At 64.2% G+C, this 18905-nt stretch carries 20 protein-coding genes and 1 pseudogene; 9 read left to right on the top strand and 12 right to left on the bottom strand.

Annotated elements, in window-relative coordinates; translation table 11 throughout:
- Window positions 1-23: 23 nt before the first annotated feature.
- Window positions 24-833 (bottom strand): alpha/beta hydrolase, encoded by an 810-nt coding sequence (locus VMI09_14260; GenBank protein HTQ25853.1) that lies wholly within the window; start codon window positions 831-833, stop codon window positions 24-26.
- Between the two features lie 106 nt (window positions 834-939).
- Here VMI09_14260 and VMI09_14255 point away from each other — a divergent pair, with 106 nt between their 5' ends.
- From VMI09_14255 to VMI09_14240, 4 genes are all read left to right on the top strand, one after another.
- Entirely contained in the window at window positions 940-1947 is a 1008-nt protein-coding gene (locus VMI09_14255; protein ID HTQ25852.1) for an LLM class flavin-dependent oxidoreductase, read from the top strand.
- A 51-nt stretch (window positions 1948-1998) separates the two neighbouring features.
- Window positions 1999-2529 carry a universal stress protein gene (locus VMI09_14250; GenBank protein HTQ25851.1) on the top strand — a complete coding sequence of 177 codons (531 nt, stop codon included), beginning with the start codon at window positions 1999-2001 and terminating at the stop codon, window positions 2527-2529.
- A gap of 78 nt (window positions 2530-2607) precedes the next feature.
- On the top strand, window positions 2608-3462 hold the full coding sequence (locus VMI09_14245; GenBank protein ID HTQ25850.1) for a multicopper oxidase domain-containing protein: 855 nt from the start codon (window positions 2608-2610) through the stop codon (window positions 3460-3462).
- 110 nt (window positions 3463-3572) lie between these two features.
- Window positions 3573-4874, top strand: a complete 1302-nt coding sequence (locus tag VMI09_14240; GenBank protein HTQ25849.1) for an LLM class flavin-dependent oxidoreductase — start codon at window positions 3573-3575, stop codon at window positions 4872-4874.
- A gap of 79 nt (window positions 4875-4953) precedes the next feature.
- On the opposite strand, the gene clpP is transcribed toward VMI09_14240, so the two are convergent.
- Together clpP and lptB are read right to left on the bottom strand one after the other, a co-directional pair.
- Window positions 4954-5571, bottom strand: coding sequence for an ATP-dependent Clp endopeptidase proteolytic subunit ClpP (clpP, locus tag VMI09_14235; GenBank protein HTQ25848.1), 618 nt, complete (start codon window positions 5569-5571; stop codon window positions 4954-4956).
- A 67-nt stretch (window positions 5572-5638) separates the two neighbouring features.
- Window positions 5639-6430, bottom strand: coding sequence for an LPS export ABC transporter ATP-binding protein (lptB, locus tag VMI09_14230; protein ID HTQ25847.1), 792 nt, complete (start codon window positions 6428-6430; stop codon window positions 5639-5641).
- 257 nt (window positions 6431-6687) lie between these two features.
- On the opposite strand from lptB, the gene VMI09_14225 reads away from it, so the two are divergent.
- Entirely contained in the window at window positions 6688-7098 is a 411-nt protein-coding gene (locus VMI09_14225) for a nucleoside 2-deoxyribosyltransferase (GenBank protein ID HTQ25846.1), read from the top strand.
- Window positions 7099-7121: 23 nt separating this feature from the next.
- On the opposite strand, the gene VMI09_14220 is transcribed toward VMI09_14225, so the two are convergent.
- Window positions 7122-7736: a septal ring lytic transglycosylase RlpA family protein gene (locus VMI09_14220; protein ID HTQ25845.1), complete on the bottom strand. Its 615-nt coding sequence runs from the start codon at window positions 7734-7736 to the stop codon at window positions 7122-7124.
- A 253-nt stretch (window positions 7737-7989) separates the two neighbouring features.
- Here VMI09_14220 and VMI09_14215 point away from each other — a divergent pair, with 253 nt between their 5' ends.
- The 4 genes from VMI09_14215 to VMI09_14200 all read left to right on the top strand — a co-directional run bounded on the left by VMI09_14215 (window position 7990) and on the right by VMI09_14200 (window position 13411).
- Entirely contained in the window at window positions 7990-10059 is a 2070-nt protein-coding gene (locus VMI09_14215) for an NAD(+) synthase (protein ID HTQ25844.1), read from the top strand.
- A gap of 118 nt (window positions 10060-10177) precedes the next feature.
- Complete coding sequence (locus VMI09_14210; protein ID HTQ25843.1) at window positions 10178-11356, top strand: glycosyltransferase family 87 protein; 1179 nt, start codon at window positions 10178-10180, stop codon at window positions 11354-11356.
- A 109-nt stretch (window positions 11357-11465) separates the two neighbouring features.
- Window positions 11466-12449 (top strand): LLM class flavin-dependent oxidoreductase, encoded by a 984-nt coding sequence (locus VMI09_14205; protein HTQ25842.1) that lies wholly within the window; start codon window positions 11466-11468, stop codon window positions 12447-12449.
- Window positions 12450-12580: 131 nt separating this feature from the next.
- Window positions 12581-13411, top strand: a complete 831-nt coding sequence (locus tag VMI09_14200) for a hypothetical protein (GenBank protein HTQ25841.1) — start codon at window positions 12581-12583, stop codon at window positions 13409-13411.
- A 79-nt stretch (window positions 13412-13490) separates the two neighbouring features.
- Here VMI09_14200 and VMI09_14195 read toward each other — a convergent pair whose 3' ends face one another.
- The 8 genes and pseudogenes from VMI09_14195 to VMI09_14160 all read right to left on the bottom strand — a co-directional run bounded on the left by VMI09_14195 (window position 13491) and on the right by VMI09_14160 (window position 18892).
- A complete protein-coding gene (locus VMI09_14195; GenBank protein HTQ25840.1) occupies window positions 13491-13859 on the bottom strand; it encodes a glycine zipper domain-containing protein in 369 nt (122 codons plus the stop codon).
- A 255-nt stretch (window positions 13860-14114) separates the two neighbouring features.
- Window positions 14115-14516, bottom strand: coding sequence for a hypothetical protein (locus VMI09_14190; GenBank protein ID HTQ25839.1), 402 nt, complete (start codon window positions 14514-14516; stop codon window positions 14115-14117).
- Window positions 14517-14537: 21 nt separating this feature from the next.
- On the bottom strand, window positions 14538-14783 hold the full coding sequence (locus VMI09_14185; protein HTQ25838.1) for a hypothetical protein: 246 nt from the start codon (window positions 14781-14783) through the stop codon (window positions 14538-14540).
- A 21-nt stretch (window positions 14784-14804) separates the two neighbouring features.
- Complete coding sequence (locus tag VMI09_14180; GenBank protein ID HTQ25837.1) at window positions 14805-15569, bottom strand: GvpL/GvpF family gas vesicle protein; 765 nt, start codon at window positions 15567-15569, stop codon at window positions 14805-14807.
- Entirely contained in the window at window positions 15545-16348 is an 804-nt protein-coding gene (locus tag VMI09_14175; protein HTQ25836.1) for a GvpL/GvpF family gas vesicle protein, read from the bottom strand. The genes VMI09_14180 and VMI09_14175 overlap by 25 nt, the downstream gene beginning before the upstream one ends.
- Window positions 16345-17190: an AAA family ATPase gene (locus tag VMI09_14170; GenBank protein HTQ25835.1), complete on the bottom strand. Its 846-nt coding sequence runs from the start codon at window positions 17188-17190 to the stop codon at window positions 16345-16347. The genes VMI09_14175 and VMI09_14170 overlap by 4 nt, the downstream gene beginning before the upstream one ends.
- A gap of 63 nt (window positions 17191-17253) precedes the next feature.
- Window positions 17254-18479: pseudogene (locus tag VMI09_14165) on the bottom strand (AAA family ATPase).
- 14 nt (window positions 18480-18493) lie between these two features.
- Window positions 18494-18892, bottom strand: coding sequence for a hypothetical protein (locus VMI09_14160; protein ID HTQ25834.1), 399 nt, complete (start codon window positions 18890-18892; stop codon window positions 18494-18496).
- Window positions 18893-18905: the final 13 nt, after the last annotated feature.

Below are 18905 nucleotides of genomic sequence, written 5' to 3'. Positions count from 1 at the left end.
CGCCGACGCGTCCGCGGACGGTTTCACTCCGGAACCGCCGCCAGGAAATCCTCGATCGCCTGGTGGAAGCGCGGATCGGCCGGAAGCGTCACGTGGTCGGCACCTTCCAGCAGGGCCACGCGCGCGTCGCGGAACCATTCGGCGAGCGGACGCGGATCGCCGGCGATCGCATCCTTGTCGCCCGTCGCGATTAACACGGGCTGCGGCGCGCACCCGAGTTTTTCGTGGTCGAGCACGGACTCGGCGTCGGTCGTCTCCTCGGCGCCGATACAGGCCGCGAGCGCGCGCAAATCCTTGCCGTTACGCTCGGCGCCGCGTCTGAACCGCCGCGCGAGCACATCCTCGATGACCGCAGGATCCTCGGCCAGGAGCGCGGCCGCGATACGATGGCGCTGGCCGGGAACCGCGATCTGGCCGCCCTCGCCATAGCCGCCGAGCACGACCGCGCAGAGGCGCTCGGGATCGCGCATCAGCACCTCGAGCGTGATCCGCCCGCCCATCGAGTAGCCGACCATCCGGGCGCGCGCGATCTTCAGATAGTCGAGCAGCCCGACGGCGTCGGCGCGCATGTTCGCAAGACCGTACTTCGCGGGATCGTGCGGCTTGTCGCTGCGACCATGCCCGCGCGCGTCGTACGCGACCACTCGCCATCGTCGCGCGAGCCGTTCGACCATCCCGGTCCTCACCCAGATCTCCTCGGTGCTCGAGCCGAAGCCGTGAATCATCAGCACGGGAGCGCCGCGGCCCTGGTCGAGGTAATGAATCTTGAGGCCGTTGGAATGAAAGAAAGGCATCGGTATGGCAACGCGCAGCCGGCGCTCAAGACCGATCATATAGTTCGCGCCGCCTTGGCCCGGCAACCGTCGCGGCGACTTGCGCAGGCAAGCGCGATAACGGCAGAATCGCGGCTGACCGCAACTAAACGGCGCCGGAAAGCGGATGTCACCACAAAACAAGAAGCTCGGACTGCATCTTTCGGTCGTCTCCTCCCTCTTCGGTTCGCTGGGCAAGCTCTCGCAGGAGGCCGAAGCGCTCGGCTACGGGTCATTGTGGGTTGCCGAGGTCGCCGGCCCCAATGCGTTCGTTGCGCTCGCGCCATGCGCGATGGCGACCAGGCGCGTCGACCTCGCGACCGGCGTGGTGCCGATCCAGATTCGCACTCCCGGCGTGCTCGCGATGGAGACGCTCGCGCTCAACGAACTTTCGGGCGGCCGCGCAATCGCCGGCCTTGGCGTCTCGAGCCCGGTGATCGTCGAGCGCTGGCACGGCGCGTCGTACCAAAAGCCGGTGACCGCGATGCGCGAGTGCGTGCACATCATGCGCGAATTGTTCACCAACGGGCGCTGCAAGTTCGAGGGCAAAGTTTACAAGTGCGACTTCCGCTTGAGCCTGGTCACGAACGCGCCGCGTCCGCCGCGGATTTATCTGGCCGCGCTCAACCCGCCGATGCTCCGGCTTGCGGGCGAAGCCGCCGACGGCGTCCTGCTCAACTACTCGCCGGCCGACGCGGTGCCCGCGATGGTGGCCGAGGTGCGGGCAGGCGCCGCGCGGGCCGGGCGCAATCCGGCCGAGGTCGATATCGCGATCTACCTTCGCATGTGCGTCACCGAGGACGAGGACAAGGCGCTGGAATCGTTCAAACGCGAGCTTGCGGGCTACGCGTTCGTTGACGCGTACAACGCGATGTTCGCGCGCTATGGGCTGAGCGATCAGTTCGCCGAGGTGCGCAAGCTCTGGCGCGAGGGCAAGCGCGACGACGCGTACAAGGCGCTGAGCGACGCCGACATGCGGCGGATCGGCGCGTTTGGCGCGGCGAAAAACGGCGCCGACTTCGTCGCGAGCTTTCGCGCGGCCGGCGTCAATCATCCGGTCATCTTTCCGATCGGTCCCGGACGCAGCGCCGAACGCGACTTTCAGAACACGATGCGCGCGATGGCGGGCGCCTAGCGCCCGCGCCCGCCGCGCTCGACAGTTCGTTGCACAGGAGTTCTGCAGCCGATGGGATATCCGTACAAGATCATTCTCTGTCCGGTGGATTTCGACGACAATTCGATGGCCGCGCTCGCGCATGCGCGCCGGCTCGCGATCGACATGGGCGCAACGATCCATCTGCTGCACGTGCTGCCGATCCTGCCGATGCTCGCCGATCACGGGGTCGGAATCGGTACAGACGAGCAAGTCGAGCAGCAGGCCAGGATCAAGCTGAAGGAGGCCGCCCGCAGGCGGCTTACCCGCGTGCCCGCCGAGCTCCACACTCGCATCGCGTTTGTCTCGGAGGTCCCGAAGAACATCCTCGCCTCGGCGCGCGACCTCAACGCCGACCTGATCGTCATGGCGACGCACGGGCGCACCGGCGTCAAACATCTGTTCTTCGGCAGCGTGACCGAGGCCGTGGTGCGCAACGCTTCCTGCCCCGTTTTGACCCTGCGATTTGCGCAAGCGGCCGCCGAATCCCAGCCGCAGGCGGCCAAGGCGCAGGCGTCCGCGCCGGCCGCGGCCGGAAAGAAAAAATCGGATGCTTCGCGCTAGAGCGCATCCGCAAAGGCGTTGCGCTCGCGATCACATCGAAATCCGACGGTATCTGCGGCGGCCATCGCGGCAGTCGCGATGTGGCTTGCGGCCATACTGATCGTCGTCCTGCCCGCGACGCCCGTTAGCGCGCGCGGCGGAAAAAAAAGCTTCATGCTGACCGTCGAGAACAAGCGCATCGACATCGGCCTTGGTCTGCGCTACGACGCGTGGACCTACGACGGAGCGGTGCCGGGACCGGTACTGCGCGCGCGCCAGGGCGACGAAGTGACGATCCGGCTCGTCAACCCGACCGCGATGGCGCACGGGATCGACGTGCACGCCGCGGAGCTTGCGCCCAAGGTCCACTTCTCGGCGCAGAGCGGCCAGCGCAATTTGAGCTTCACCTTTCGCGCCCGCGTTCCCGGCGCGTTTCTCTACCAGTGCAGCGCCATCCCGACGCTCTCCCACGTGGCCAACGGAATGTACGGAATGATGATCGTCGATCCTGCCAGGGGGTGGCCGGCGGCTCATGAAGTGATGATCGTGCAGGGCGAATTTTACGGCGTCCCGGACAAAAACGGGCTGGTCGCCGGCGACAGCCGCAAGGAGATGGAAGAGCGGCCCGACTTCGTGGTGTTCAACGGGATGGTGGACCGCTACGTCGAGCATCCGATTCCGATCAAGGTCGGCGAACTGGTGCGGGTCTTCTTCGTAAACGCCGGCCCCAACCTGACTTCGACGTTCCATGTGACCGGCGTTATCTTCGATTCGTTCTATCGCGGAGGCAATCCGGCCGACGCGATGCACGGCTTGGCGAGTTTCGAGGTCGGGCCCGGCGACGGCGCGGTCTTCGAATTCCGCGTCCACGAGGCGGGCGACTACGAGTTTATCGACCACGCGCTCGCGCGAACCACCAGGGGCGCCCAGGGAGTGTTTCGCGCCGCGCCGTAGCGCCACTTGCCACCCGCCGGTCCGTCCACGGCGGCACTTGCCGCCCGCGCACGCCGCATGCTAACGACCGTGGTAAGCGGCAACATCCGGCGCCGACCTGCAAGGAAGACATGGTCAAAATAATACTTCAGCTCTATCCCGTGATTCCCGCAGCCAGCGAAGAGGAGCGCGCCGCGCTGCGCCCGATCGGGCGCCATCGCGAACGCTACCACGAAACGCTGCTCGGATGGCATGACATCATCAAGGCCGCCGACGAAATGGGGCTGTGGGGCGCGGCCACGATCGAGCATCACTTCTGGTCGGAAGGCTACGAGGTCGGGCCCAACCCGGGCGTGCTCAACGCCTACTGGGCCGCGATCACCAAGAAAATCCGCGTCGGCCAGATGGGTTACGTGATGAGCACGCAGCATCCGCTGCGCGTCGCCGAGGAGACCGCGATCCTCGACCATCTCTCCAATGGGCGCTTCTTCGTCGGTTTCGCGCGCGGCTACCAGTCGCGATGGACCAACGTCATCGGACAGCATCTCGGCACCCGCGCGACCACCTCGCCGTCCGCCGCCAAGGTCGATCCGGCGCGTCTGTTCGGCAAGGATGTAGCCAAGAAGGACGTGGACGACGACGACATCAATCGCCGCATCTTCGAGGAAGAGATCGACATCGTCGTGAAGGCGTGGACCGAGGAGAGCATCGAGTACAAGGGTTCGGCTTGGCAGATTCCCTTCCCGTATGAGCGCGGCGTGGACGATTGGCCGCTCGGCAAGATCGGCGTGACTGCGCGCCTGGGCGCGCACGGCGAGGTTGACGCCGAGGGTAACACGCGGCGCGTATGCGTGGTGCCGTCGCCCTACACGCGGCCCCATCCGCCGGTTTTCGTCGCCACCGCGGGCTCGCCCGAGAGCGCCGAGTACGCGGCGAGGCGCGGCTTTATCCCGCTCTATTTCACCTCGCTCGACACCGCGCTCACCCTGGGCAACGCCTACGTCAAGGAGACCAACCGCATCGGCCGCCCGATGGCGCTTGGGCAGAACCAGGCGCTGGTCCGGATGCCGCATATCGGCGACACGATGGAGAAGGCGCACGAGTCGATCATGAAGTACGACTCGGACATCTTCCGCAATTTCTATGCGGCGATGGGCCGGCACAAGGTCGAGATGAGTGACGTGGTCAAGGCGACCACCAAGTTCGGACTATGGGTGCCGGGCACGATCGACAGCGTCCGTGCCAAGCTCGTCGAGGAGTACAAGCGCTTCCCCTCCGAGTACCTGACCCTGATTTATCATTACGCACAGATGCCGAAGGAAGAGGTGCTGCGCCAGTTGCACATCTTCATGAAGGAGATCAAACCCGCGCTCGACGAGCTGGCGGAGTATCCGGCGGAGCCGTCGGTGGCCGCGGCGGGCGGAGGACAGTAGTCTCGCCCGGAAGCTCGCTGAAGAACCTCTCCCTTCAGGGGAGAGGCGTCGGGGGGAAGGGAAGGCAGGAAAGGTGAGGTTACTTGATCGGTTCGCCGCCGACCTTGCCCGGGCGGTTGGCGATAACCTCGTCGATGATCCCGTATTCGACCGCCTGCGTCGCATGCATGAAGAAATCGCGGTCGGTGTCCTTTTCTATGCGCTTCAGGCCCTGGCCGGTATGGTTGGTCAGGATGTTGTTCAGGATCTCGCGCAGCCGCAGCGCCTCGCGCGCCTGGATTTCGATATCGGTGGCCTGGCCCTCGAAGCCGCCCGAGAGCTGGTGAATCATGATCCGCGAGTGCGGCAGCGCGTAGCGCCGTCCCTTGGCGCCCGCCGCCAGCAGCACCGCGCCCATGCTCGCCGCCTGTCCCACGCACAGGGTTGACACCGGCGGTTTGACGAACTGCATCGTGTCGTAAATCGCCAGGCCTGCCGTGACCGACCCGCCAGGTGAATTGATGTACATGTTGATCTCGCGCTCGGGATCCTCGGATTCTAGAAACAGGAGCTGCGCCGTGACCAGGTTGGCGGTCTCGTCATGGATCGGACCGCCGAGGAAAACTATCCGGTCCTTCAGCAAGCGTGAAAAAATATCATAGGCGCGCTCGCCGCGGCCGGTCTGCTCGACCACCATTGGAACCAAAAGGCTGCTCATACGCTTAAGGATAGCATCGCCGCGCCCGCGCCGCATCACCTGCCGCGCGGCCGCAGCCTAATTCGAATCAACGGGCCAGCCGGAAGCGCTCGCCCAGGAAGACCTGGCGCACGACGTCGCTCTCGACGATCTCGCGCGGCCCGCCGTGGAACAGGATCTTGCCCGAGTGAATCACGTAGGCGCGGTCGATGATCGACAGCGTCGCGTGGACGTTGTGGTCGGAGATGACGATGCCGATGCCGCGCTCCTTGAGGTAGCTGATGATGCGCTGGATTTCGACCACGGTTATCGGGTCGATTCCGGCGAATGGCTCATCGAGGCAGAGGAACATCGGGTCGAGCACCAGCGCGCGCGTGATTTCGACCTTGCGCCGCTCGCCTCCCGACAGCACGCTCGCCTTGGAACGCGCAAGACGCGCGATGTCGAGTTCGTCGAGCAGCGTCTGCAGCCGCGACTGCCGCTCCTCTTCCTCGAGCGGCAGCGTCTCGAGCACCGCGAGCAAGTTCTGCTCGACCGTCAGCTTGCGGAAGACCGACGGCTCCTGCGGCAGGTAACTGATCCCGCGCCGCGCGCGTTGGTATAGCGGGAGCATCGTGATGTCCTCGCCGCCGAGGCGCACCCGTCCCTCGTCGGGCTTAATCAGGCCGACCACCATGTAAAAGGTCGTGGTCTTGCCGGCGCCGTTGGGGCCGAGCAGCCCGACTACCTCGCCGCTATGCACGTTGACGGCAACATTATCCACCACGGCGCGCCCGCCGTAGCGTTTGACCAGCCCCTCGGCCTCGAGCGAGACCTGCCGAGCCTTTGGCGCGGGCGCCTCGGGGAGTTTCCGTTCTCGCAGTGGTTCGACTTTCGCCATCATTGCTGGGCGCCCAAGGAGGCCGCCGCTCCCAGAAACTTATCCCGTTTCCGGTTCCGATTGAAGAAACCCAAACGCAATTTCGCCGCGTTTGCCGGCTATTACGTCGGCGCACACGGACGGTTTCAGTCTGGCCGTTCTCTCCGCTGGTTTTACTCGACGGATTTGACCGGATGGTCTTCCTCGACCCTCCGCCTTGATGATGCCGCTTGCGCTATGCGGCGCACCGGCGGGCGCTGTGCTAAGTTTGCCTGCGTATGCCCGACGGAGTGAGGAAAATCTATCTCTGTGGACCGATTATGGACGCCGACGTGCATGCGGCCAAAGATTGGCGCACGCGCGCCAAGGAGCGTCTGGCCGGCCGTTTTATCCTGCTCGATCCGATGCGCCGCAACTTCCGCGACAACGAGATAGATTCATCCAACGAGATCGTCGAGTTCGATCTTCAGGACGTCCGCGACGCCGACCTGCTGCTGGTCAATTACTGCAAGCCCTCGCTCGGCACCGCGATGGAGGTCTTCTACGCGAGTTACGACCTCGGCAAGTTCGTAATCGCGTTCAGCCCCCTGAGCTTCAAGGACTGTTCGCCATGGATGGTGCGGTTCTGCACCAAGATCCTGCCCGACCTCGAAAGCTCGCTCGCCTACATCGAGCGCCACTTCACGTAAGCCAAGCAGCGCGTTCGCGCAAATCAGCGCACCATCTCGAGCAGCCAGTCGCCGACCGGGTTGGCGACCATCCGATGCGAGGACTGGTAGGTCGAATGATAGGTCGAGACCGACGCGTACTGGTAGCGATGGCTGTTGCGGCGGACGCGGCGGTATCGGCGCGGCGCGTAGCGGCTTAGCGTCGCCCTGCCCCTCCACGGTTCCGGTGGCGCCACCGTCGATGAGGCCGACGCGGTCGCGTCGAGCCTTGCAACGGACACGCGCGCGACGCCGCTGTGGTTTAGCCCAATCTGCTTGGCCGCGCGCTCTGAGAGATCGATGCCGCGGCCGCGTACGTACGGACCGCGGTCGTTGATTCGCACCACCACGGCGCGGCCCGTGTCGAGATTCGTGACCTGTACGCGAGTGCCGAGAGGGAGGCTGCGCGACGCAGCCGTCAAATCGTCGCGATGGTAAACTTCGCCGCTCGCCGTCCGCTGGCCGATGAAGCCGGGCCCATACCACGAAGCGAGCGTGACGCGGCCCTGCGCCGAAGAGATCGGCGCCGGCGCATGTTCGACCGCAGGTGCGGGAGCTGGCGCAACGCGCGACGCGTCATAGGCCGAACATCCACCGAGCCACAGCGCCGCGCAGGTCAACCACAATATTCGCCTCGGCAGCAGGCCCCGCCGCAAGGTCACTCCCGTTCCCCGCATACCGAACCGGACCGGCCCCGATCGATTCGGTTTCATCCGGATTCTATCCGGGCTTGCCATAGCGAATCCAACAAATCGCGGCGATTTATCGCAGAGAATTGGCCGTCGTTTAGCCAACACTGGTCTAAAGCATTGCAGCGGTCTGGTTCTTTTTACTAAGTGTCCGATGTACACTAAGTCTCTGCGAGGAGGAGACGTGAGAGCGGGCGAGGAGTTCTTCAATTTCCACAACCACGAAATGGTCCGTGTCGCGGCCGCGATCCCGTCCGTGCGCGTTGCCAACCCAGCCTTCAACAGCGATCAGACGATCGCCTTGATGCGCCAGGCGGCCGAGCGCCGCGCCGCCCTTGTGCTCTTCCCGGAACTGGGGCTACCCGGCTACTCAAGCGAAGACCTGCATCAGCAGCGCGCCGTGCTCGACGGCTCGGCCGCGGCGCTGGGCAGGATTGTCGAGGCCAGCCGCGCGCTCGACCTCGTCGCCGTCATCGGCCTCGGCCTCGCGATAGACCATCAGCTTTTCAACTGCGCGGCCGTCGTCCATCGCGGACGTATCCTTGGCGTCGTGCCCAAGACCTATCTGCCCAACTATCGCGAGTTCTACGAGATGCGCCAGTTCGTGCCCGGCGATGTGGCGCTCCGCAACGAAATCGAGCTTTGTGGCCAATCCGCGATACCGTTCAGCGCGCGGTTGCTGTTCGCGGTCGAGACGCAGCCACTGCTGACTTTTCACATCGAGATTTGCGAGGACCTGTGGGTGCCGATTCCGCCGTCGTCGTACGCGGCGCTTGCCGGTGCTACGTTGCTGCTCAACCCCTCAGGATCGCCGGTCACCGTCGCCAAGGCCGAGTATCGCCGCGCGCTGGTCGAAAACCAGGCGGCCCGATGCATGGCGGGATATATCTACGCCGGCGCCGGCGCGGGGGAATCGACCACCGACCTCGCGTGGGACGGCCAGGGGCTCATCTGCGAAAACGGCCGGATGCTCGCCGAATCGCGCCGCTTCAGCCTCGAACCGCAGCTCGTGTGCTCGGAGATCGACCTCGAGCGGCTCTCCCAGGAGCGGATGCGCCAGACGAGCTTCGCGCAGACCGTGCGCAACCATCGCGACGCTCTCGGCGGATTCCGCACCGTCCGGTTTCCGCTCGAGCTCGCGCGACGCGGCCGGATGCTGCCCGAGCGGCGGCCCGAGCGCTTCCCCTATGTGCCGTCGAACCCGGCCAAGCGCGACGAGCGCTGCGCCGAGGTTTACGAAATCCAGGTCCAGGGACTGGCGACGCGGCTTCGCGCGACGGGCATAGAACGCGTCGTGATCGGCGTCTCAGGCGGACTCGACTCGACGCAGGCGCTGCTGGTGTGCGCACAGGCGATGGATTCGCTGGGCTATCCGCGGGCCAACATCCTCGGCTACACGATGCCGGGATTCGCGACCTCGGCGCGCACGCTCGAGCAAGCACGGAGCCTGATGCGGGGAATCGGATGCACCGCGCACGAACTCGATATCCGCCCCGCCGCGCAGCAGATGCTCGCCGACATCGGCCATCCCCATCGCGACGAAGCCGCGGTTTACGACGTCGCCTACGAGAACGTACAGGCGGGCGAGCGCACGAGCCATCTGTTCCGGCTCGCCAATCTCAACGCCGCGCTGGTGGTCGGCACCGGCGATCTGAGCGAACTCGCGCTCGGATGGTGCACCTACGGCGTCGGCGACCAGATGTCGCACTACAACGTCAACGCGAGCGTCCCCAAGACGCTCATCCAGCATCTCGTCCGATGGGTCGCCCAAAGTGGCCGGCTCGGCGCCGATGCGAGCGCCACGCTGCACGAGATCCTGGCCACGCCGATCAGCCCCGAACTGGTGCCCGGCGGCGAAGGAGGCGAAGGCCCCGCGCAGGACACCGAGGCGATGATCGGCCCCTACGAGCTGCACGACTTCAGCCTCTACCACGTGCTGCGCTTCGGCTATCCGCCGGCCAAGGTGGCGTTCCTCGCCTACTGCGCATGGCACGATGTAAGCCGCGGCGGATGGCCCGACAACATTCCGCCGGCCGAGCGCCATCAATACTCGGTCGGCGAACTCAAGGCCCATCTGCGCACCTTCCTGTTCCGTTTCTTCCAGACCAGCCAGTTCAAGCGCAGCGCGGTCCCCAACTCGCCCAAGGTGGGTTCGGGTGGTTCGCTTTCGCCGCGAGGCGACTGGCGCGCGCCGTCGGACGGCGATGCCGCAGCCTGGCTCGCAGCGCTCGACCTCGTCCCCGACCGCGAATAACGCCCCTGACCGCGACCGCGAAAAGCGCCTTTTCGCTACTCGTAACGCGCCACGACACTCAGGCGGGGCAATCCCGGTTCAACCGGACGAGGCTTCGCGCTAACGCTCGTTCATCAGGATGCAACTGCCGGCGCGCTCATACAAAAGCTCGCTGCTCAACGCCGCGCTCTTTACGACCGTAGCGATTCGCTACGCCGTCCTGCTGCGAGCGCTTCCGGGGCGCGCCACCCGCTACGATTTCAGCATCTACTATGACTGGGCCGTCGCGGTCCGCCGCGGGCTCGATCCCTACGCCGCGGACCTTTACGGGCAGGGCCTGAGCCTCGGGCTCGAGGTCCCGAACCGTCAAGCAGTCTACCCTCCCCCGGCGCTTTCTGTCTTCGGACTGCTCGGTTATCTCCCGATCCACGCCGCGTACTGGATCTGGATGGCGCTAAGCGCGATAGCATTCGCGCTCGCGCTGCTGTTCGATCGCATTCGGATTGGCAGCGCGGCTCCCGCAGTCGTCGCGCTGATCCTGCTCTCACCGCCGGTGACGACTCATCTCTGGTACGGCCAATCTCAATTCCTGATTCTTCTGCTGTTAGTCCTCGTGATGCGCTGTCTCTGGCGCCGGCGCGACGAACTGGCCGGCCTCGCTCTGGCCGCTGCGATTCTGTTCAAGGCCTTTCCCGCGGTGATTATCGGATACATGCTCACGCAGCGCCGATGGAAGGCGGTCGGCTGGACGCTCTGCGGCTTGGTCTTGGGAGAAATGGCGATGATTTCCGCGACCGGGCTCAAGGAATGGACCGAATTCCTCAAAAGCCAGGCCGGAGCGGCACCCGGCGTCGAGAACATGGCCGTCGCAGGTCTTATCGCCCGCATCTGCGGCCAAGTGTTCAGCGCTGCCGGCGCCGCGGCGGGCCGCGCGATCCTGGTCGCGGGCTTCCAGGTATCGCTGTTGCTCGCGACCTATGCCGCGACGCTCGGCGGCGACGATAGCGGCGGCGGGTGCTTCGGGCTCTGGGTCGCGGCGATGGTCGCCGCGTCGCCGATCGTGTGGGAACACTACCTGGTGCTGCTGATAATCCCCGTCGTCGCGCTTGCGGCCGCTGCCGCTGCTGGGCGCGTGAGCCGCCGCGCGAAACTGGCGATGCTCGCCGCGTGCGTGCTCGTTTTTGCGATCCATCCGCTGACGCTGATTTTACCGCAAAGCGGCGCTGCAGCGATTCTCGCCGAATACGGCGTCGCGGTGCTGGTGCTCGTTTATCTCTCGGCCTGGTGGCTGGTGCGCGATCGCGCGGCGCCCTCCTGAGCGTGAATCGCGGCTCGGTCAAATTACGCGCGGCCCCGCCGCACCGGCGCCGTCGCGAGCGCAGATATGCTAAGCTCGCGTGCTTTACGTCCACACCAAGGAGCATTGAATGGAATTCGGCCTGTTTCTGTCGCAAATCGATTTCGCAGCCGTGCGCGAATCTGCGCGCAACGCCGAGCAAATGGGCTTCGACCTGGTGGTATTCCCCGACCACTTCGTCCACGAAGGGCCCGGCGGTGAATACAACCCTCACACGCTCGCCCACGACGCGATCATGCTCGCCGCAGCCGCCGCCGAGGCGACCCGCAAGATTCGAATCGGACACCTGGTGCTATGCAACCTGTTCCGGCATCCCGCGGTGACGGCGCAGGCGCTGATGTCGCTCGACCATTTAAGCGGCGGACGCGCGGTCGCCGGCCTCGGCGCGGGATGGATGGAGACCGAATTCCGGATGACCGGAATCGGCTTTCCCGATGTTGGCGCGCGCCTGCGGATGCTCGACGAGGCGCTCACCTGCATGAAGTCGCTGTGGACGCAGGAGCGCACGACCTTCTCAGGCGAATTCTATCGGCTAAGCGATGCGATCCTATGGCCCAAACCCCTGCAGCGGCCTCATCCACCGATCCTGATCGGCGGCAGCGGCCACGGTGCGCTGCGCGTGATGGCCAAGCATGCCGACATCGCCAATATCGCCGTCGACACGGGCAGGCCGGGCAAGCTGACGCTCGAGGCCATGAGCAAGGTCAACGATGCGGTCTTCAAGGAACGGGCCGGATTCGTTCGCGCCGAGGCGGCGCGTCTCGGGCGCGACCCCAAGGCAATCACTATCAGCAACGCGATCTTCGCCGTGATGCTCGCGGATTCGGCCGCCGCAGCCAAGGCCAGCGCGCGCGAGGTCGGCAAAATGTTCGGCATCCGGGCCGATGACGCGCCGCGCTCGGCGCTCTTTCTTATCGGCACGCCCGAGCAGTGCGCCGAGGAACTCAATCGCCGCGCCGCACAATGGGGCGTCGGGCAATTTCTCCTCAACGCCGGGAGCCTCGAGACCATACGCCGCCTGGCGCACGAGGTCCTGCCGCGCGTCCGACGATAAACCGGCCACGCTCGAATCATCGTCCGGCCCGCGCGCCGGCTGTCCATTTTTGGGGCCGCGAGGTAAACGTTAGGAGGGTGAGAAACGTCAAAGAGGGGTGTGAGCGTCATCCGGGGTCGCAGGAGTCGTCGATGGGCAAATTGAAGATTCTGGCCGCCGTTGCGGGATTTCTGCTGGTCCTGAAAATGCCCCTGCGCGCGCAAAACCCCGAGGACATCTCCCCGCAACCTCTCGCGGCCGATCAGGAGCAGGGCGAGGCTACCGCCGACAACGGCCAGGCCCGGATGCTTGGCGATACCAACTGGTGGCTGGAAAGCGACGGACTTACGTTCGGCTACCTGGCCGGAGGGTACGGATACGGATTCGGAATGAGGTCGTGCGGCGGACTGTCACAGCCGGGAGGTCATGGCACTGCATGGTGGAACGCCGGCGGAACCAATGCATGGTTTCCGGCCGGCCAGCAGTTGCCGTATCCGTACGGCTCCGGATGGTGCGGTAGCAACCACGGCCCGTATGGCAACTACGGCTACGCGCTGACCGCCAACCGGCTGATCGTCCCCAATCGGCACCATCACGCGTGGAAGCAGAAACCGGACGTCAATGCGAACAACCGGGGGACGAACAACCAGAGGATCGCCAGCGCCGCAAAGACGCCGCACGCCTCTTATTCCGACGGGGGTCCTGACGACAATTGGGTGCGCGTCGAGGACCATGTCGAGTCGCCGCATAGTGGCGAGACCGCAACCGCCGCGGGATCGCGCACGCGCTCGGTCGCCAGCGCCGGAACCGGCCGGCCGCGGGCGCAGCATCTGCACGTTACGCACGCTGCACAGGTGCGAGGTCCCGAGCATCGGGCGCTTGCACAACCAGGAACGCTCGCGCATCCGCATGTCGCGGTCCATCCTGCGGCTCACGCCGCCGCTCACGTAGCGGTCCGAGCCGGCGGCCGCGGCCGTTCATGAGCATTGAGAATCGCTGAGCCGCCCCGGACTCGAATTTTCTCGCCCTGTCTGCTTGGGACGACGAAAGCCGCCGTCTCGGTCACTCGGTCGTCTGTTCGCTCTGGAGTTGCTGAATCTGACGCCGCTGGCTCTGGATCTCGCGCTGCTGGCCTTCAATCTCGCCCTGCTGCGCGCGCGAGGTTACTTCCTGGTTTTGCAGCGCGTTGCCGACGACGTAGCCGGTGCCTGCGCCAAGCGCGCCGCCGATCGCCGCACCCGCACCCGGAGCGCCTACCGCGGCCCCGATAATCGCACCCGTGCCCGCGCCCAGCACGCCGCCACCTATCGTGCCTTTTTCGCGAGTCGACAACGGCTCTCCCGAGCATCCAGCCAGCACCAGCGCCCCAATAAGCGCTATCGCGCCCACAGCGATAGCGGCTCGATTCGACCACTTCGAAGATTTCAGCATTCTGGCACCCTCCTGCTAGCCGCGCCGCAGCAGCAGCGCGGCGCGAAACTGAGTCAGATAGAGCACGGCTAGTGCCAATCGGAATGACCAATAAAGCTTAAGATATCGCCTCGAATCTTTCCTTAAGGCTCCAAAATTACCGATGAATAGTGGTAATTTTTACCGCATCGGCCCCGGCGGCCGACGGTCCGAAACTTCAGAGAACGCTTCGCCTCATCAGCTGGAAGCGCAACGGAACTATATACAAGTGAGGGATCAACTCTGCGTTCCGGCCAAGTGCAGAGCTCGGAGGAGTACGTCGCGGTTATTGGCGAAAGGCGCCAATCTCAATAAGCGTATGTCGGCTGGCAGGAACGCGGCGACTGAGTGCAGCATTCCGAGAAACAGCACCCCGAGCTCACCGCGGGCGAGTGTAGTGCCTATCCGCCGCGCTACGAACTGATCACGCTTTTGAATCAAGGCAGCACTCGACGCCTTGACGTTCTGGTCCTTCCCCGGCGACTCGCTATTTGCGAGCAGACGCCGAACCCGGCCGTATTCCTCGACTAACAGCTCGCTGGATTCGGTACCCATGACAGTCGCGCCGCGGCGCGCCATCTCGAGGAGCAGCCGGTGATTGCGGCTACCCGCTGCGGCCAACTCCTTGACGATATCCAATTCGCGTCCGCATACCGGCAATCAATCCTGATACACGCGGACTCGCTCGTAGGGAATATCGGGATTGATAGGGGCAGCCTCGATATCATCCCACGCGCGCTCGACGAGAGTAGCCTTGCTTTGCCACCATTGCTCGCCGAATCTCTGCGCAAGCTCGCGCTTGATACGATCGCCAAGCGTACCCATGTCGATCTGCGTATGGATTATCGGAACATGGATAAGTACCCGCCGCTGTGTGGTCACATCGCCCACTATAGCAGCGCTCACGGGGCAACGAACGCTGCGCCACTAAGCGGCTGACCGAGCGCCCGGCGATCGGACGAAGTTGTAAGGAGGCCATGGGCCGGTGATCGTTATGGAAGTGGCAGCGCGTGTGGTTAAGGGGCGCAATGCCTTCTTGAATTGGTCGATGCCGTCGCGCGAAACGAGAAAATGGAGCGCGAGAACTCCCTTGCCGCGGTCCTCGCGGTAGTCGCTCGCGTAGCGGACAAAGGTCCCCTGCGCCAAGCCGCAAATCGCCGTTCGAATGTCCTCAAGCTGGTGCTCGAGAGCATCATGGCAAACGTAATAACGGCTGCGTCGCGTAAGATACGCGATACCCGGGCGATCGCCGTGTCCGCCCGAATATCCAGCGAGCGGCGGCGGATTCATGCGGCGATGCGAAAGCGGCGCGCATTGATTCAGCACCACCCTGGCGGACATCTCGGCGTGGCCGTCCAATTGAGCAAGCAAATCAAGATATTCGCGCCGATGATCTTCGAGGAGCCTCTTGATGTCCCGCAGCGCCTCCAGAACGCATCCATAGCGCATCGGAATGACGGTGCGATCGCGGTTGTAGCAATCGACGACTTTCGAATAGGCGAGCAGCCGGGCAACATCATGCGCAAGATCGGCGAGCGACGTTTCGGACGCCACCGCACCCAACTCGCGGGTGCGTACCATAATGGATGCCCGAGGATAGCCCAGAAAGCGCAGCCGTCGCGGCGGCTCCCGCCGTTTGGCGCCCAGAACGCAGTAGACAAGATAGCTCATGGCGTCACGAGTGGCGGACAAAAACTATATGCGGGCCATGGTCCGTTCAGCATAAGACCTAGCCCCTGCTCTGCGCGTTTCAGGTTGAAATCCTCGACGTGCGCGATCAGCTTCTCGCGCCGCTCATGCGGGATCAGCGCAGCGAGGTTCAGTACCAGTTCCCGCGAATCGCCCACCGCCGCATCGAGTATTCTTCTCTCACGCAACTCGATTGCATACTTGTTCAAAGCTCCGGCGATGGATTCGCAAGCCTCCGGAAGCCATCGCTGAAGTTGCTTTACCGCCGCGGCTTCGGCGCGACGCTGCTGTATGTAGCGCAGGCCGGGTGCCGTCCCGACTTGACCAGAAGCGCTCGCAGCCAGTTGAGCGCCCAGCCATTTGCCCGCAATCGAGCGCTCGAGCAGCACCTTGACTCCCCATTCTTCGTGGCCTTTCACATGCTCCAAAAAGCCGCTAATCGTCTGCTGATTTAGATTGAGGAAACGGTCCAGGCTCAAGAGCGAGGAAAACAACGTGCCGAAGCGCGCCGGCATCACGGGCCCGCGGCTAAATCCTTGCTCGATCACCCGTTGATGGCGCAGCGCCCGCTCAGCAATCCATGCGACGTCGCCCAGGTTGGCTTCCGCTGCAAGACCGCAAAAGTCGTCGAGTCGCACGCTTCCAAGCATCGAGACGAAATCGGCCGAGCGATGCGCCGAGAGAGCGGCATCGTTGATGCCCAGGCCGTCAATTTCTCCTACGAATTGCGATCCGGTCACATAATAGAGGTACAGCGCCTCGTTCTGTCGGAGACCGGTCACGCGGGCTTCTCATTGAATGCGGCTTCGAAGTCTTCAGGCTCAAGCCGTATTGCTGCGGCGAAGGCTGCTTTGTGTGCTCCGCGACTTACGACTGCTCTTCGTACCGCGCTCAGTCCGGCGCGCCGACAGAAAGACGCGATTTCAGCGCCTCCGTAACCTTCGATGCGCGCGGCCAACTCTCCAACGTCAACTTGCGCAGCGAGCGGCTTACCGCGGAGGTGAACGGCGAGGATTTCGAGGCGGTCGGATTCCTCCAGCCGCGGAATCTCGAGGATTTCGTCGAAGCGTCCGGGCCTCAGTACGCTCGGGTCCAGCCGATTGGTGGCGCCCAGCGCCAGCACGCCCTTCAAGTCTTCGATACCGTCGAGTTCAGTCAGAAACTGACTGAGCATGCGTTCGGCAACGCCATCGCTGGTGAGCCCCGTCCCGCGCGCCGGCACCAGCGGGTTGATCTCGTCGAAGAAAATGATCGTGGGTGCGGCCTGGCGCGCCTTGCGAAAGACGTCGCGCAGCGCGCGCTCCGATTCTCCCACGTATTTCGACATCAACTCGGGGCCCTTCACCGAAATGAAGTTGACGCCGCTCTCGCTGGCGAGCGCCTTGGCCAGCAAGGTCTTGCCGCATCCTGGAGGGCCGACCAGCAAAATCCCTTTGGGCGGCGCGAGCCGCGCCTGGGCGAATAATTCAGCGTACTTGAGCGGCCATTCGACGCATTCCCTCAGACGCTGTTTGAACCCCGCGAGACCGCCGATGTCGTCCCATTTGACGTCGGGCACTACGACGAAGACTTCGCGAATCGCCGACGGCTCGACTTCGCGCAGCGCCTCCTCGAAGTCCTCCATTCTGACTTCCAACCTCGCCAGAAATTCATAGGAAAAGTGCTCGGCGTTGAGATCGATATCCGGCATCACGCGCCGCAGCGTAAGCATCGCGGCTTCGCGGCACAGTGCTTCGAGGTCGGCGCCGACGAAGCCGTGGGTGATATCGGCCAGATGCGCGAGGTTTATATCCTGAGCGAGCGGCATTCCGCGGCTGTGAATCTCGAGCATCTCCAACCTGCCCGAGCGATCCGGAATCGGAATCGCCAGTTCGCGATCGAAGCGTCCCGGACGGCGCAGGGCGGGATCCAGCGCATTTGGAATATTGGTCGCGGCGATCACGATCACGTTCTCGCGGCGGGTGAGCCCGTCCATCAGCGCGAGCAACTGCGCCACGATGCGTTTTTCGACTTCGCCGATGACGCGTTCGCGCTGCGGGGCGATGGCGTCGATCTCGTCGATGAATACGATACTCGGCGCCTTGCGGGAGGCCTCCTCGAATATTTTCCGCAGCTTGGCTTCGCTTTCGCCGTAAAACTTGTGCACCACCTCGGGACCGCTCACCGAGAAAAAGTGACCTCGGTCTCGTGGGCTATCGCGCGGGCGATGAGCGTCTTGCCGCATCCGGGAGGACCGTACAGCAACACCCCCTTGGGAGCGTCGATGCCAAGCCGCTCGAAGACCTCGGGATGGCGCAGCGGCAACTCGATCATTTCGCGGATTCTCCGCAGCTGCGGTTTGAGTCCGCCGATGTCTTCGTACGAGATCGTCCGCGAGACCTTGTCGCTCAAGGTCTCGCCGATGGTCAACTGCGTATTGGGGCCGATCAGCACCGGTCCCCTGGGACTCGCGCTCTGGACCTTGAAGTCGAGCCAGCGGCTCCCGAACAGAGTCGCCCTCACGCGATCGCCTTCCACCAACGGCAGGCCGTCGAGCAGGCCGCCGATATAGTCGAGGTCGCGATCGGTCGGAGTTACGTTGACCGGCGCGAGGATCACGCGATCGGCGAGGCGGCAGGCAACCTTGCGCACCGTGGCAAGCTCATCCAGCGCAGCGCCCGCGTTCTCGCGACTGACGCCATCCATCTGGACGCACGACCTCCCGCGAAACTCCTTATGCAGAGGCATCACCTTGCACACGGTTCGGCGTTTGCCGGCGATCTCGACGACTTCGCCGATGGCAACGCCGAGCCGCGCGATGTTGTCGGGGCTGATGCGGGCGTAAGTGCGGCCCACATCCTTGCTCATCGCCTCCGCGACTTTCAGTCGAAACGGGGCGGCGGCGGGAGAATCTGCTGCGGCTTCACCTGGCATGGCGAAGTTACTGCTTAAGCGGGCATTCGATTTGGACGATGCCGTTGTTGCAGGAAATCGAGGCGTTTGCCCTGGAGACCGATCTCGGCAACAGGATTTCGTTGCGATACTTCTTGTCTTTGCGCCCGGCCTCGATGCTCATCACGTCGTCGGGTTGTTTTGTCGAATTTGATATCGCCGAAAGGCTCGACGTCCACTGCATCACCGCCCAGCAGGCCCAGCTTGACGCGCAACCCGTACACAGCCTTCATCTTGTCGTCGGCGCCGCCAAGCTCGCCGGCCTTGCGCAGTTCGCGCCCAGTTTCCGCAAGGTCGCCCAGCTTCTCGACGAGTTCGGTTAGTCCCTTGATGAAACCTTCACCGGGCGCGCTCCGCTGGTGCTCCGCGCCCCGCCGTTTTACCTTTTCGCTCATCGCCTTGACCCTC

This window comes from Candidatus Binataceae bacterium (genome assembly GCA_035500095.1).
Lineage (GTDB): Bacteria > Desulfobacterota > Binatia > Binatales > Binataceae > JAKAVN01.
Note: the sequence above shows the minus strand (reverse complement) of the source record. Positions and strands in the feature narration are given on the sequence as shown.

Bases quoted from the DNA above. Each gene is read 5' to 3' on its own strand.
- VMI09_14260 (HTQ25853.1), bottom strand. From the start codon at position 833: ATGATCGGTCTTGAGCGCCGGCTGCGCGTTGCCATACCGATGCCTTTC.
- VMI09_14255 (HTQ25852.1), top strand. From the start codon at position 940: ATGTCACCACAAAACAAGAAGCTCGGACTGCATCTTTCGGTCGTCTCC.
- VMI09_14250 (HTQ25851.1), top strand. From the start codon at position 1,999: ATGGGATATCCGTACAAGATCATTCTCTGTCCGGTGGATTTCGACGAC.
- VMI09_14245 (HTQ25850.1), top strand. From the start codon at position 2,608: ATGTGGCTTGCGGCCATACTGATCGTCGTCCTGCCCGCGACGCCCGTT.
- VMI09_14240 (HTQ25849.1), top strand. From the start codon at position 3,573: ATGGTCAAAATAATACTTCAGCTCTATCCCGTGATTCCCGCAGCCAGC.
- clpP (HTQ25848.1), bottom strand. From the start codon at position 5,571: ATGAGCAGCCTTTTGGTTCCAATGGTGGTCGAGCAGACCGGCCGCGGC.
- lptB (HTQ25847.1), bottom strand. From the start codon at position 6,430: ATGGCGAAAGTCGAACCACTGCGAGAACGGAAACTCCCCGAGGCGCCC.
- VMI09_14225 (HTQ25846.1), top strand. From the start codon at position 6,688: ATGCCCGACGGAGTGAGGAAAATCTATCTCTGTGGACCGATTATGGAC.
- VMI09_14210 (HTQ25843.1), top strand. From the start codon at position 10,178: ATGCAACTGCCGGCGCGCTCATACAAAAGCTCGCTGCTCAACGCCGCG.
- VMI09_14205 (HTQ25842.1), top strand. From the start codon at position 11,466: ATGGAATTCGGCCTGTTTCTGTCGCAAATCGATTTCGCAGCCGTGCGC.
- VMI09_14200 (HTQ25841.1), top strand. From the start codon at position 12,581: ATGGGCAAATTGAAGATTCTGGCCGCCGTTGCGGGATTTCTGCTGGTC.
- VMI09_14195 (HTQ25840.1), bottom strand. From the start codon at position 13,859: ATGCTGAAATCTTCGAAGTGGTCGAATCGAGCCGCTATCGCTGTGGGC.
- VMI09_14170 (HTQ25835.1), bottom strand. From the start codon at position 17,190: ATGGAGGACTTCGAGGAGGCGCTGCGCGAAGTCGAGCCGTCGGCGATT.
- VMI09_14160 (HTQ25834.1), bottom strand. From the start codon at position 18,892: ATGAGCGAAAAGGTAAAACGGCGGGGCGCGGAGCACCAGCGGAGCGCG.